Annotated in this window: 13 protein-coding genes and 1 tRNA gene; 6 read left to right on the top strand and 8 right to left on the bottom strand. The window is 43.8% G+C overall.

The window, feature by feature from the left end; all coding sequences use genetic code 11:
- The 3 genes from AC5ZC7_RS25070 (at position 1) to AC5ZC7_RS25060 (ending at position 2,414) form a co-directional block, all read left to right on the top strand.
- Positions 1 to 1,425: a hypothetical protein gene (locus AC5ZC7_RS25070; protein ID WP_496158324.1), complete on the top strand. Its 1,425-nt coding sequence runs from the start codon at positions 1 to 3 to the stop codon at positions 1,423 to 1,425.
- 32 nt (positions 1,426 to 1,457) lie between these two features.
- A complete protein-coding gene (locus tag AC5ZC7_RS25065; RefSeq protein ID WP_496158325.1) occupies positions 1,458 to 1,943 on the top strand; it encodes an antA/AntB antirepressor family protein in 486 nt (161 codons plus the stop codon).
- 138 nt (positions 1,944 to 2,081) lie between these two features.
- Positions 2,082 to 2,414 (top strand): helix-turn-helix domain-containing protein, encoded by a 333-nt coding sequence (locus tag AC5ZC7_RS25060; protein ID WP_496158326.1) that lies wholly within the window; start codon positions 2,082 to 2,084, stop codon positions 2,412 to 2,414.
- Positions 2,415 to 2,422: 8 nt separating this feature from the next.
- Here the strand turns inward: AC5ZC7_RS25060 and AC5ZC7_RS25055 are convergent, their stop codons facing one another.
- Positions 2,423 to 3,247 (bottom strand): TRADD-N-associated membrane domain-containing protein, encoded by an 825-nt coding sequence (locus AC5ZC7_RS25055; RefSeq protein ID WP_496158327.1) that lies wholly within the window; start codon positions 3,245 to 3,247, stop codon positions 2,423 to 2,425.
- 94 nt (positions 3,248 to 3,341) lie between these two features.
- Positions 3,342 to 3,749 (bottom strand): response regulator, encoded by a 408-nt coding sequence (locus AC5ZC7_RS25050; protein WP_496158328.1) that lies wholly within the window; start codon positions 3,747 to 3,749, stop codon positions 3,342 to 3,344.
- A 531-nt stretch (positions 3,750 to 4,280) separates the two neighbouring features.
- Between AC5ZC7_RS25050 and AC5ZC7_RS25045 the strand changes: the two genes are divergently transcribed.
- Both AC5ZC7_RS25045 and AC5ZC7_RS25040 read left to right on the top strand, forming a co-directional pair.
- A complete protein-coding gene (locus AC5ZC7_RS25045; RefSeq protein ID WP_496158329.1) occupies positions 4,281 to 4,538 on the top strand; it encodes a helix-turn-helix domain-containing protein in 258 nt (85 codons plus the stop codon).
- Positions 4,539 to 4,646: 108 nt separating this feature from the next.
- Positions 4,647 to 5,846, top strand: coding sequence for a hypothetical protein (locus tag AC5ZC7_RS25040; protein WP_496158330.1), 1,200 nt, complete (start codon positions 4,647 to 4,649; stop codon positions 5,844 to 5,846).
- A gap of 94 nt (positions 5,847 to 5,940) precedes the next feature.
- On the opposite strand, the gene AC5ZC7_RS25035 is transcribed toward AC5ZC7_RS25040, so the two are convergent.
- Together AC5ZC7_RS25035 and AC5ZC7_RS25030 are read right to left on the bottom strand one after the other, a co-directional pair.
- Positions 5,941 to 6,014: transfer RNA gene (locus AC5ZC7_RS25035), tRNA-Met, on the bottom strand.
- Positions 6,015 to 6,138: 124 nt separating this feature from the next.
- Positions 6,139 to 8,646, bottom strand: a complete 2,508-nt coding sequence (locus AC5ZC7_RS25030; RefSeq protein ID WP_496158331.1) for a mechanosensitive ion channel domain-containing protein — start codon at positions 8,644 to 8,646, stop codon at positions 6,139 to 6,141.
- Between the two features lie 192 nt (positions 8,647 to 8,838).
- Here AC5ZC7_RS25030 and AC5ZC7_RS25025 point away from each other — a divergent pair, with 192 nt between their 5' ends.
- Positions 8,839 to 10,410 (top strand): FAD-dependent oxidoreductase, encoded by a 1,572-nt coding sequence (locus AC5ZC7_RS25025; RefSeq protein WP_496158332.1) that lies wholly within the window; start codon positions 8,839 to 8,841, stop codon positions 10,408 to 10,410.
- A gap of 38 nt (positions 10,411 to 10,448) precedes the next feature.
- Here the strand turns inward: AC5ZC7_RS25025 and AC5ZC7_RS25020 are convergent, their stop codons facing one another.
- The 4 genes from AC5ZC7_RS25020 to AC5ZC7_RS25005 are packed head-to-tail and all read right to left on the bottom strand — an operon-like array spanning position 10,449 to position 12,628.
- Entirely contained in the window at positions 10,449 to 11,042 is a 594-nt protein-coding gene (locus AC5ZC7_RS25020) for a nitroreductase family protein (RefSeq protein WP_496158333.1), read from the bottom strand.
- Between the two features lies 1 nt (position 11,043).
- On the bottom strand, positions 11,044 to 11,496 hold the full coding sequence (locus AC5ZC7_RS25015) for a thioesterase family protein (protein ID WP_496158334.1): 453 nt from the start codon (positions 11,494 to 11,496) through the stop codon (positions 11,044 to 11,046).
- Positions 11,497 to 11,516: 20 nt separating this feature from the next.
- Positions 11,517 to 12,101, bottom strand: coding sequence for an RdgB/HAM1 family non-canonical purine NTP pyrophosphatase (gene rdgB / locus AC5ZC7_RS25010; RefSeq protein ID WP_496158335.1), 585 nt, complete (start codon positions 12,099 to 12,101; stop codon positions 11,517 to 11,519).
- A 29-nt stretch (positions 12,102 to 12,130) separates the two neighbouring features.
- Positions 12,131 to 12,628: a hypothetical protein gene (locus tag AC5ZC7_RS25005; RefSeq protein WP_496158336.1), complete on the bottom strand. Its 498-nt coding sequence runs from the start codon at positions 12,626 to 12,628 to the stop codon at positions 12,131 to 12,133.
- Between the last annotated feature and the right edge of the window lie 103 nt (positions 12,629 to 12,731).

The raw sequence follows: 12,731 nt of genomic DNA, 5'->3' as shown, positions 1-12,731 counted from the left end.
ATGATTGACAGTATTAAAAGCCTGCACCCATATTTGCAGCCGGAAACGTGGCAACGTTCCGGGCTGCTGGGTATGGGTGTTACCGTTGACATGCAGACCGGTGAGATAATGGACGGGATACAGGCGGCCCATTACAAAGGGCTACGGTTTGAGATACGGCCATCTGCCGGTAACCGGGGATATACGTGTTTACTTAACGGTTCACTGCATAAGTACTACAATGACGGGGTACATAATGCGAACGATTTTTCATTTTCTGCCCTGGTAGATACAATCAACGGGCTAGCCGTTGATTTTGGGCTGATACTCAGTCAATCCTCTTTACACGTGCTGGAAGTAGGGATTAATATAAAACTACCTTTTTCCCCGTTGCGCATATTTAAGCAGATAGTTTGTTACCGGAATAAACCATTTACCCAGATAGACAGGCGCAATAAGCGTTTGGGCCTTATCTGCTGCCTGAATGACTATGACGTAAAGCTATATGATAAGCAGGCCCAAAGTGGCCAACCCTGCGGGCATGTATTGCGGTTTGAAGTGAAGGCAAAGAAAATGCGCCACCTACGGCCCTTTCATATTGCTACAATGGCAGACCTGATGGACATAAGCCGGGTTTATAGGTTGCTTGATTTGCTTACGGATGCATTGCAAAATATCATCTTCTTTGATTACTCAATTGATCAAAAAGCACTAAGCAGGCGGGAGTTAAACCAATACCTGACCCTGGGTAATTCCGTTTCCTGGCAGGGTATGAATAAGTACCAGCTTACCAGGAACCGGCAGCGGTTAACTGACTTACTTTCAAAACATTCCCGGCAGCAGCTAAAACCCCTGTTATACGGGCTTATGGTGGAAAACTGGAAAGGTTTGTTTGCGGGTTACCAGGAAGCAAAAAGACTGCAACCTTTTCACCGGTCTGCGGGGCAGATTGAAACGCCTTTATCTGCAACCTTTTCACACCTTGAATATGTAGGGGAAATAGTTGCAGGGATAACAGGTAAACCCTTACAAGAAAATAAGCAGGAAAATAGGGATAGTTGTAAAGAGATATATAGCGCAAAAAATGAGCAAAAAAATTGTGCAAAAACTGCACAGCGTGAATGTAAAAGTTGTGGCCGCAGTATAGCCAGCCAGCGCCCCGGTAGTGTGTTTTGCAGTGAGCGTGTATATGGCCCTATAGCTAAAGCCTGCCGGAACCAGGACAGTAACCGCCGCCGTGATCTTAAACGCATTGTTACACACGCCATCATCTCACAATATGCCATAGTAGTAACCTATCGGATAGAGGGAAAAACCTGTACAGATAGTTTATCCCCTGCTGACCTGGAACTAACAAAGGCATGGTTAGACCGTATTGTCCGGATTGAGTTAATACCAACTATAATAGGAAAGAACCCGCCAGCCCGCACAGGATGCTGGGCGTAGGGAATTGTATAATTAATAAACCACAGAATAACATGAATGAGTTAATCAAAATTGAGCGCCGGGAAGGGCGGAACATTGTATCTGCAAGGCAGCTACATCAGTTGTTGAATGTAAAAACCCGGTTTAATGATTGGATAGTGTACCGGCTGGCGGAATATCAATTCCGGCAGGGGATTGATTTTACTGAAATTTCAGTAAAACCCCTATCGTCCGGCAGGCCGCGTACAGATTATGCCCTAACCCTGGATACCGCCAAAGAATTGTCTATGCTGGAAAAAACAGAGCAAGGGCGTTTTGTGCGGGGATACTTTATAGAATGCGAAAAGCGGCTTTATATGAAAGCAGGAACGGAGGATAAGAACTTACATCTAAAAGCCCGTTATGGTGATTTGGTATTACAACGGTGTGTCATCAATAGGGAACTGGCTAATATCCGTTACAGGCTGCGTCAGACAGCGCAAGCCCCTGCCTCATGTTACCTGCCTGTTTTTCATCAGACGGCGCTATTTACCGCTTAATTGGCCGGTAAAGCGTTTGAAGTAGGTGAAAACGTAGAGGGGGGATAGGTTTAAAAACCGGTTCAAAAAAATGTCAATATCACTGTTTGTAACTGCGACAACCACAGGTACAATTTAGGTTAATTTTAGTTGTATTAAATGGAAGGAAATACACGCCAAAGGGCAAGAGATAATAAGGCGTTAGGGGTAAAGGCCTACGCTTATCATTTAATGGGCTTAAGTGCGCCGGAAATAGGTACGCTGTTGAACGTCTCCCCCCGCACGGTACAACGGTATATAAAAAGGGAGCGGGTTAATAACCCCCTCCCTAAAAAAACAAAGCTGCAAGCGGCGGAACTATACCGGCAAGGATATAGCTATCGGCAAATTGCTGGTATTATCGGCAAGTGTAGAACAACTGTTTATAACTACATTAAGGAGATAAAATGTGTCTCAAAAAATAAGACTGTCAATAATCAGTCCCTGCTATAGACTATTGCTTACTTTTCGGATAGGTGCTTATTAACATCGGTAGTCAGTCGGTCAATTATTAAGCTCAACGCTTTGTCCTTGGCTTCCTTGTCCATACTCTCCGTTGTTTTCAGGGCTAGGCTTATGTTTTGTGTGATCACTAGTTTTTGATGATATTGGGACATTTTTAATACTGTCCGATTGTATAAGTAGTAGAAGATTGCAGCGATAGCCTCACTTATTAGGCCAGCCGCTGTTGTTACATACGCTTGATCGGTTTTCTCAAAAAGCATCAGAACAATGCCAAAACAAATAATTGTAAATCCGGCCAATGCTGCATTGCGGGCGACTTTAAAACTAACTGATGCTTGTGTTTGTGTTTGAAAATAATATCGGTCGAGGTATTTAAAGTTGATGTCAACCAGTTTTGTAAAGAAGTCATCTTTTATATGTTCCTTTAAATCGCTGATTGAGTAGTCGATTAAGTTTCTTTGTAGAAATCTTAATCGATCAATTTCTGTTTTTCTAGTAGAAATGTCATAGAGCAGATAAACAGTACATGCCATCATGATTACCATTTGTACATAATCCGTTGAGTCAATTTTGTGTTTGATTGAAAAATCAGGTAGATACACTCTCAATATCGTCATTATAGCTGATGATAAGCCTAACGTTATGACTAATACTCTAATAACCGTACGATTATTTTTGTGTCGAATTCTTTCTTTTACTTGAGAGAGTTCCTCTCTTAGCATATTAACTTCTATATCTTCAATTGCATTTATTAGCTGTTCTTTGTCGTTGGGGTCTGTGTGGAGATTGCCATTATTTGACTTGCCAGTAGTGTTGATCATATTTATAAGGGATTGCTAAACTACTATGAATATATAGATATTTTAGTTAAGTGGAAGAATGTAGATTTATCAATCTTTCTTATTGACTACGGCGCTAGAGGCAAGGTCGGCTATTTTCGTTAGGTTCTCCATGTATGCTTATATGGAGATGTTGCTCAATTAGGTAAATAACCCAATAAACATCTGTCATTGAGGTGTGGAAAAAGAAGTTAGCCCCACGCCTTAACCCTCGGCCTCCATCGGCAGTACGATCATTTGCCACGGCTAATAGTATTGGCCTTTTTTTGTGCTCCTGTCGGATTTTGGAAATGAGCTTAAAACCAGATACATCAAGCGGATCGATGGTAATAATGACCAAATCATAATAGCTTGAGGTAAATTTTTTCCATCCCTCTTTTTTCTCACATGGTGTAACGTTGTATCCTACCCATTTAAAAGTGGAAATAGCTTCTTTTACTTGCAGCGTGGGCTCCATGTTGACCCATAGAATGTTAGCTTTCATGGTTTGGTGGTTGGGGGCATTGGAAGGGAAGAGCAATTGAGTAGAAGGCCATGAATTGTTGCATCCTGAGCGTTGATGATTAACATGCAATAGGCTAGTAACAGGATTAGGCCAAAAGTCAGACCTAGTGAGAATCCTAGCGCAATATTATAAATGTCAAAATACGATTTGATTTCTTTTGCTTTTTCGGCGGTTTTAGGTTCCATATACAGGGTTATTATGATAATGGAGCGCCGGGACTATAATGCATAAAAAGGCGCGGAGCTCTTGCAATGCTGCACCAGCCGACCAAGGTAGGAAACAGCAAAGAAGAGCCCGCGCACATAGGTCGCGGGCCTCACTTCTTCTCCTGTTTCCTTTAAAATGCTGGTCGGCTGGTTACAGGTAAAAAGCGATGCCTCGAATAATTTCAGGGAGGCAAAGATATGCTAATATAATACTTTTCTGAAAAAGATGCTTTAAAGATGCCAGTTTTTAATATGCCATATTTAAATAGGTATTATATTAACCATCTTTTTGTAATTTTCGCAGATGGCGGTTAATAATAGACATAGAATTGATGATGCAAAGTATTTTGCACGACTGGGCGCAAGGATTAAAAAGTTGAGAATTGAAGCTGACTATCCATCTGCTGAATCCTTCGCCGGTGAAATAGGCATGAACCGCACGCAGTACCTGAACTATGAGAAAGGCAGGAATATGGAGATAGCAACGCTTAGGAAGTTAGCCGGTGCATTTAACATGAAGGTCGAAGAACTGCTGAGCGGATTAGAAGATGTTGAAGACTGAAGATTTTGTTTTTGACCTTATAAACCCCTATACGTATCCCCAGCCCTCCTTTTTATCCGTTAAATGACCAAAATGCTTTGCAGCCAATAATCTAACCCAATACTGTACATGAGAGAATTACAAATAGCTGTAGATTACTACAGTAAAAATGAAAAGGAAAAAATTAAGAATAATTTCCCTTTAGATTTTCCTATTATTAATGCAATTGCAGGAACTACTATTAAAGTCCCCTATGAAGATTTTCAGGTTTATGCCTTTTATAGACATAAAAAGAACCGTGAAGGCTATAGGAATTATAAAGAGTTGAGCCAACATATTGCAACCCGACAGGACTATGAACATGCAATGGAATATGATCCTAATAAGAAAACTCTAGTGTTATCTGAGCCGGGGGAAACACTTATTTCGCAAACCGAGGCTATAGGTATAGCCGGAGGTCTGACAATTGGCAGTTATCTTTATTCATTAACTCCTGCGGATTGGGAGCTTATTCCTAAAATAAATAAGAAGGATTTAGACTATAAAATGCTGGCGGCAACCACTAATAGATATGTCAATCTTGAAGTTAAAGGGTCTGCATCTCACGATAATACTGTATTAGGTAATGCAATTCATCAGCAAAAAAAAGGCATTGCTGATAAAAAGGCTGATGACTATTTCAAGTCTAAATATGATTATTCCAGAGATATTTGTTTGGGTACAATTACCGTAGTAGATCCTAAAAATACATTGAAGATTTGGTTGGTTGACCCGGTATTTAACGGGCCGGATATAGCACCAATTAAGATGAAATTATTAAAGAGGATTTATCACTACTATAGTTTATTAGCATATATTTCACCGAGAGCTGCGATTGTTATTGCATTGGCGAATAGATACGTAAGTCTCGAGCGTATACAGGAATATCAGCCTTTAGATAGAGAACCGCTGGTCAATCAATATATGAGCAAATTTGAATTTGCCGATTCTTTTTTCGCAGGTCGTACTTCGAGCGTTAATAATGATATTTTTGGGAGAATTGAATTTCACAGTCAAGTATTGGTGTTTATTGGCACGGCATCAAGATGCCTGCAACTGATGACTAATCAGGATTTTGACGAAATCTTAAATTTTTCTGTTTCCCCGTCGACCAGTGATAGAATATTTAATTGTGTAGTTAATGACAGGTACAAGGAATATATAGATAGATTGGAAGCTCGGGGCCTAGTTGCTAGGCGGACTGTTGTAAATGGCTATTTGCATTTTCAGATGACATTAAATGTTTCAACGACCAGCTCGGGCATGTGTTATGCAAAGGTAGTTATCTAACAATAGCTAAGAATCTGACCACCAAACCGACCACCACAATAAATTGAAAAAGCCGCAAACCCTTTCTAGTAAAGTGTTTGCGGCTTTTATCCTGTAGCGAGATCGGGAGTTGAACCCGAGACCTTTGGGTTATGAATCCAACGCTCTAACCACCTGAGCTACCTCGCCATTTTCCTTTTTTGATTCGCTGTAACTACTATCAGTAGCGACTACTCGTCCAAAACGGGAGTGCAAAGATAACGGCTTAAAAATGAAAATTCAAAATGTAACCAACGTTTTTTTATATTTTTTTTTAAACAGCGTCATCAGAACGGGGTTTATCCCACTTTTTCAGCAGTGTTTCGTCTATCGATCTTACGTGCAAATCCTGCTGTGGATAAGGCAATTCGATGCCGGCCTTGTTCAGCGCATCGTAAATAAATGTGAGTACGTCACTTTGCTGGGTGCCGGCAGTATCCAGGTCAGCGATCCAGAAATATACCCGGAAGTTAATGGAGCTGTCACCAAATTCATATAGTTGTACGGCAGGAGTGGGGCTGTTGAGCACTCCGGGGCGATCTGTAAAAGCTGATTTTATAATATCCATTACCTGTTTCACGTCACTGCCGTAGCCTACGCCAATGGTAAAGGTAACGCGTCGGATACGGTTAGTTCTGGTCCAGTTGATGAGTTGCTGGGAGATGAGCTCGCCGTTGGGGACGATGATTTCAGAACCATCGGCGGCGCTGATTTTACTGGAGCGGATACCTATTTCCTTTACTACGCCGGAGCGGGCGCCTATTTCTATTACATCGCCTACTTCCAGTGGTTTTTCAAAGGCGAGGATAATACCAGATACGAGATTGTTGACAACATTCTGCAGGCCAAAGCCAATACCAACGCCTAATGCACCTATTACGATAGCCAGTTTATCCATGGGGATACCGGAGGCAGCAAAAGCCAGTAACACACCACCGGCGAGTACCGCGAGGCGTAATAACAGCAGGGCTGAGCCGAATTTCGTTTTCCGGGAGGGCGTTGAACTGGTGCCGGTGCTGCCAAACATATAGGCAATCAGCTGAGATGCTACCGTGGCTACCCATATCACCAGGATAAAAATAATGATGCTGCTGAAAGTAAAGTCGGAGTTGCCGATTTGATGCCGGGACGAAAGAAAGGTGGTGATGGTGTCATAAATAGCATCGTACAAATACAGGTTGCGGGCAACGATCATCAGCCAGCCGATGCCGGCGAGTATGCTGAGAAAAGTCTTCAGTTTTCGTTGTACATCCTGGTAGTCCATGAAGGAAATAAAGGTGCTGGAATCTTTATTGGCTTCTACCTGTAGGTAAACCGCTTCCATGAGTATTTTAACGAGTGCAAAAAGGCTGAGGGCCATAACGGTATTGACAACAGCGCTGGAACCCATTATTTTGGCGGTGCCTACCCGGGCAAAAACAACGAGTAACAACGAAAAAATGCTGGTACCCAGGAAAAGTAGTAATAGTGGCCGGGTATATTTAGGTTGTGCAAAAGTGGTTAGTGCGGTTTCTTTCAGGAAACGCCGGGCCAGTACAATAGACAAGATAGCGCCAATCAACAGCCCCCATTGTTCTGCATAGGTAATTTCTATCAGCAGGTTATTCAGGCTGTAAAGAAATAGCAATCCAATCAGCAATAACCAGTTCCGGAATAATGTTTTAGGGAAATGTTCACGGAAAATAATAGTCAGTGCGGTGGCTGCCAGTCCCCAGGTAATTTCAGTGAACAGGATGGGGTAGCGGACCGAAAGTACGGCCGACAGTGTAGTAATGAATACTACAATACTGGCCACAGGAAAGCGGTATACGTATTTTGCATGTTGTAATATGGTTTCCCCTTCCGGCCCGGGATGATTCGCCCGGATCCGTCGGATATTGTTGTATACCCACCAGGAGAGGAGTATGGCCAGCAATAGCCAGATAAAAAATATAGGCCATTGTATAGAGAAAAAGATGAGTACTACTTTCGTGCTTTTATGCAGCGAGTTTTTGAGTACCGGGAAAAAATCAAGTGGATTGATACTGTCGCGGTGAGGTCTCCAGAGATAACGGTAGTCCCGGGCAAACATATTCAGGGAATATTGTTCCAGCCGGTAGTCCATGTCTTCATATAAATTCGACACTTCAATATACCGGTTAGCAACCCTGTTTTGCAGTAACCCCATTTTAATGAGATGATGTTTGTTGGCGCTGTCTACTGCATGGAATTTGAGCGCCAGGTTCGTGATTTGTCCCAGGTAAAAACCGTATAGTTCATCTTCGGCAGGGATATTCCGCATGGCGGTATCGGTACGCAGGGTATGGATGGTATCGTTGATGGCAATCAGTTTGCTGTAGTAGTCAAAAAGGGTACTTTGCCAGGAAGTAAGCTTACGTTGCAACTGTTCCAGCATGACTTTATTGGTGTAAATATCATTGATATTGGGAGTGCGGCCCAGGCTGGCAATATTATATTTAACGAGTCCGATCGAAGTATCTATCAGGGGGAGATCGGTGCTGATACGGGCGGTATCAAAGCCGCGTTTGAGTGAACTCATAAGTTCATTCAGCATCAGGGTATAGTTTTCAATGCGACTAATCAGGATGGCAACAGACGTATCCGATTTTTTTATCTTATTGCTGTCTTTAGCCAGGCTGGCGATGTTTTTTCGGATGGTAGCGCTGTCTATGGCCATCATATGAATAGTATCCGCCGGCTTCTTTTTCTGCGCAGTGGCGGAAAAAAAAGGTAGCAGCAATAGTAGGATATGTAGCAAAAATGGTTTAGCCTTCATGAACATATGAAACAACATGTATTTTTGAGCACGAGGTTGTCCTGATGGAGGAACATTTTTTCCGCGTAAATGTTCCTGAATTTAAAACTTTTACCCCGCTTGTCCGTTAAGTTTTCCGTAATTGGCCATGTAACTTTTGCTCGGTACTTAATTCCGCTGTATTTTGTAAGTAATTGCCGGACCTGGAAAAACTAGTTTATGAACAGAGAAATGCTCGTTACCGCATTAAGAAAGGATCTTGTACCCTGGGATATAGTCGTAATAGGAGGTGGGGCTACGGGCCTGGGAGCTGCGCTGGAGGCAGTAACAAGAGGGTACAGGACTTTGCTGCTGGAGCAGGTCGACTTTGCCAAATCAACCTCCAGTAAAAGCACGAAGCTGGTACATGGAGGGGTACGCTACCTGGCGCAGGGCGATGTGTCGCTGGTGCGGGAGGCCAGTGTGGAACGTGGGTTGCTGGCGGCCAATGCGCCACACCTGGTACGTAACCTGGCTTTTGTGATTCCTACTTTTAATTTTTGGGAGAATTTAAAATACACCATCGGCCTCAAAATGTACGATTGGCTGGCCGGACGGCTTAGTCTGGGTAAGTCGGTACATATTTCCCGCGCTGAAACCTTAAAACGACTGTCAACACTGAAAGAAGATAAGCTTGCTGGTGGCGTATTATACCATGATGGCCAGTTTGATGACAGCCGCCTCGCCATTAACCTGGTACAAACAATCAGCGACAAAGGGGGAACGGTGTTGAATTATATGCGGGTAACCAGCCTGCATAAGGATGCGGAAGGAAAAATCAGCGGCCTAACGGTAAAGGATACACTTAACGGTGGAGAAGAAATTTATATCAATACCAGGTCGGTAATTAATGCGACCGGTGTTTTTGCAGATGATATTCTGGAGATGGATAACCCACAGGCCCCCAAGTCTATTGCGGCCAGCCAGGGCGTACATGTGGTATTGGACAGTGAATTCCTGCCAGGTCATAATGCCCTGATGATTCCTTCTACCAGCGATGGCAGGGTGTTGTTTGTGGTGCCCTGGCATAATAAGGTAGTAGTAGGTACTACGGATACGCCGGTAAATCATATCAGCCTGGAACCCCGGGCGCTGGAAAATGAAATCTCATTTATTCTCAGTACTGCCGGACAGTATTTGTCCCGGCCTCCGCAGCGCGCAGATGTGCGCAGTGTTTGGGCCGGTCTCCGGCCATTAGCTGCTGCTAAAGCCGAAGGACATAAAACCAAGGAAATTTCCCGTAGCCATAAAATTATTGTGGCCCAATCAGGACTGGTTACTATCATTGGTGGTAAGTGGACTACCTATCGCCGTATGGCTGAAGATGTAATCCATAAGCTGGAGGAAGTGCTCCGCTGGAAAGAAACCACTACCGCTACTACGCACCTTAAAATTCATGGTGCGGCAGACAATGTAAATTGGGAAGATCCCTGGTATTTCTATGGTAGCGATGCGCTGCATATTCACCAGATGGTGGCCCGTCAGCCGGATCTGCAGGAAGAACTGAGCCGGGAATATCACATTATTAAGGCGCAGGTAGTGTGGGCGGTAAAAGAAGAAATGGCCCGCAACGTAGAAGATTTCCTGGCCCGCCGTACCCGCCTGCTTTTCCTGGATGCGAAAGAAGCAATACGTATAGCCCCGGCCGTAGCCAGGATTATGGCCGCCGAATTACATAAAGATGAACATTGGGTAGCTACACAAATCAGTAGCTTCGAAGCAGAAGCAAACGGATATTTACTACCTGCATAACATAACAAAGGGCCTGTAAAGGCCCTTTGTTATTATCGTTACATCCATTTAAACTTTTGATCAAAAGGCTTCAGCCTTCTTCCCGGTTGTGCAGGTTCGTCGGTATAACCGAGGTAAAAGAAGCCCAGTACCAGGTCTTCATCTCCCAAACCCAGGTAATCCTGCATGGCAGGGTGGTAGGTCATTCCGCCGGATCCCCAGTAGGCGGCCAGGTTCAGCGCAGTGGCCCCCAGCCAGATATTTTCTACAGCGCAGGACACGGCAGCAATTTCTTCTATCGCCGGAATCTTAGGGTTATTACCTCTTTTCATACAAATAGCCAGTATATGTGAGGCCAGGTTGCCCTGGTTCTTCAGCTTTTCGTAGTTGCCGGCAATATATTTATCTGCGGGAGTGTATTGCTTGTAGAGATTGGCATGATCCAAACAAAACTGTGGTACTTTATCGCCGCTGTATACCATGAAGTACCAGGGTTCAGTATGGCCATGGGTGGGCGCCCAGTCGGCCAGTTGCAATAATTGTTGTACCGTTTCATTGGGTATTTTCTGTCCATTCATGCTGGTAGGCTTCACGGTGCGGCGGGCGGTAATCACCTGCTCCACAGCGGAGGCTAATGTGGTAGTATCTATCATATTATAATGGTATTTGTTTTCCTGTTTCCAGGCTGGCCTTCAGGTGGGCCGGTAATTTCGCTATTTTGCGAAGTGTGTAGTCAAAGCAAATCATGCCGGTTTTAGCTTCGGCAATGGTAATCGTTTGTGCATTCCTGTTAGTAGTGATCCGGTAAAATAAATCAAAGCCAAAGGCATTGAATTCTCCTGCGGCGATGGCTACTTCAAAAATATCTCCATGAAATCCTTCTCCTTTGTAGGCTACCGCTACGTCTGCCATGATAAAACCGCTGCCGGCTTCATGGTCCAGTTCTTTATACCCGATACTGCTCAGGAATTGAATCCTGGCTTCATGCATGATAGACAGGATGGCGTCATTGCCCACATGGTTACCATAATTAACGTCCTGTATGCGTACAGGTATTTGTATACTAAAAGGGAATATTTCCGGTAAATCTATCTTAATCCTTGCCATTATTATTTTTTAGGGAGATGCTAAACGTTTGTTGTTTGTTGCAGGAAAGCCACAAATTTCGCGAAGGCCCTGGCGCGATGGCTATACTGATTTTTTGTTGCCAGGTCCATTTCTGCAAAAGACCTGGTGTCGCCTTCCGGTACAAAAATGGGATCATAACCAAACCCCTGGCCACCTTGTGTGGCGGTGGTGATATGTCCTTTACTGATGCCTTCAAACTGGTATTCTTTGTTATCCAGTATCAGGGAAATCACGGTACGGAACTGGGCGCTACGATCGGTTTTACCTTCCATTTCATGTAATACCTTCACAATATTATCGGCTGATTCCTTTTGTTCACCGGCGTAGCGGGCCGATAAAACGCCGGGCGCGCCTTGCAGGGCATTAATTTCCAGGCCGGTATCTTCTGCAAAACAATTTTCGCCGGTCATCCGGTGAATGGTAGCAGATTTTTCGGTGGCATTGGCTTCCAGTGTATCATGTGGTTCCGGAATATCGATGTCTATGCCGGCTTCCAGCAGGGTAATGATGTCAAACTGATCACCCAGCAGGGAACGGAACTCTTTTACTTTGTTTTGATTGTTGGTAGCAAATATCAATTTCATATAGTCGGATGAAAAAGCGTTTTATTGTATTAAATACCCAATAATTGTTTTAATCCTGCCCAAAGCCTGGCTTTCAGTGCTTTGTCGGTGCCAATGAGTGATAACTCATCGGAAAAAAGCAGGGTGGTACCGTTTACGGTGACCAGTTGGTACAGCGGAATATCACTGAGTCCAAGTTGTTCCGGTGCAATGCCAAATACAACGCCCCGGTCTATCTTCACAGCTGCCTGCCAGTCAGGAAATGTCAAAGAACGATAGTGCGATACGTTCAGAAGCGATACATCCTGCATGCCTAGTTTACAGGCATTTAATATATTGGTGAGGAGGTTGAATAATTCGTCGTTTAAGTAGGCTTCCTTTTCGTTTTCTATGAAGAGCGCGATGTTTTTTTGATTTTCTCCTAAATATTTGACTTTGGGCGCCACTTTTTCTGCAGCCTCAGCCGGCACGCTTTTCCCCGGAATGATTGGCTGGGTAAAGATTTTAGCCAGAAAGTAAGGATCAAGCTGGAATTGCTCAAGTGACATATTTATTATTATTTAATTTAATGTGAAAGTCCCCGCTGGGGAAAAATCTGTTTATTTGCACAGCCGGAGCGGCAAGGCCCGGCGGCACAACGATTGAAATGTA

Source organism: Chitinophaga sp. 9-1-y (assembly GCF_059511905.2).
This window is presented reverse-complemented; position numbering and strand designations above follow the sequence as displayed.

What these genes read in the sequence shown, in the direction of transcription:
- AC5ZC7_RS25070 (WP_496158324.1), top strand. Translation starts at nt 1, where the DNA reads ATGATTGACAGTATTAAAAGCCTGCACCCATATTTGCAGCCGGAAACG.
- AC5ZC7_RS25065 (WP_496158325.1), top strand. Translation starts at nt 1,458, where the DNA reads ATGAATGAGTTAATCAAAATTGAGCGCCGGGAAGGGCGGAACATTGTA.
- AC5ZC7_RS25060 (WP_496158326.1), top strand. Translation starts at nt 2,082, where the DNA reads ATGGAAGGAAATACACGCCAAAGGGCAAGAGATAATAAGGCGTTAGGG.
- AC5ZC7_RS25055 (WP_496158327.1), bottom strand. Translation starts at nt 3,247, where the DNA reads ATGATCAACACTACTGGCAAGTCAAATAATGGCAATCTCCACACAGAC.
- AC5ZC7_RS25050 (WP_496158328.1), bottom strand. Translation starts at nt 3,749, where the DNA reads ATGAAAGCTAACATTCTATGGGTCAACATGGAGCCCACGCTGCAAGTA.
- AC5ZC7_RS25045 (WP_496158329.1), top strand. Translation starts at nt 4,281, where the DNA reads ATGGCGGTTAATAATAGACATAGAATTGATGATGCAAAGTATTTTGCA.
- AC5ZC7_RS25040 (WP_496158330.1), top strand. Translation starts at nt 4,647, where the DNA reads ATGAGAGAATTACAAATAGCTGTAGATTACTACAGTAAAAATGAAAAG.
- AC5ZC7_RS25030 (WP_496158331.1), bottom strand. Translation starts at nt 8,646, where the DNA reads ATGTTCATGAAGGCTAAACCATTTTTGCTACATATCCTACTATTGCTG.
- AC5ZC7_RS25025 (WP_496158332.1), top strand. Translation starts at nt 8,839, where the DNA reads ATGAACAGAGAAATGCTCGTTACCGCATTAAGAAAGGATCTTGTACCC.
- AC5ZC7_RS25020 (WP_496158333.1), bottom strand. Translation starts at nt 11,042, where the DNA reads ATGATAGATACTACCACATTAGCCTCCGCTGTGGAGCAGGTGATTACC.
- AC5ZC7_RS25015 (WP_496158334.1), bottom strand. Translation starts at nt 11,496, where the DNA reads ATGGCAAGGATTAAGATAGATTTACCGGAAATATTCCCTTTTAGTATA.
- rdgB (WP_496158335.1), bottom strand. Translation starts at nt 12,101, where the DNA reads ATGAAATTGATATTTGCTACCAACAATCAAAACAAAGTAAAAGAGTTC.
- AC5ZC7_RS25005 (WP_496158336.1), bottom strand. Translation starts at nt 12,628, where the DNA reads ATGTCACTTGAGCAATTCCAGCTTGATCCTTACTTTCTGGCTAAAATC.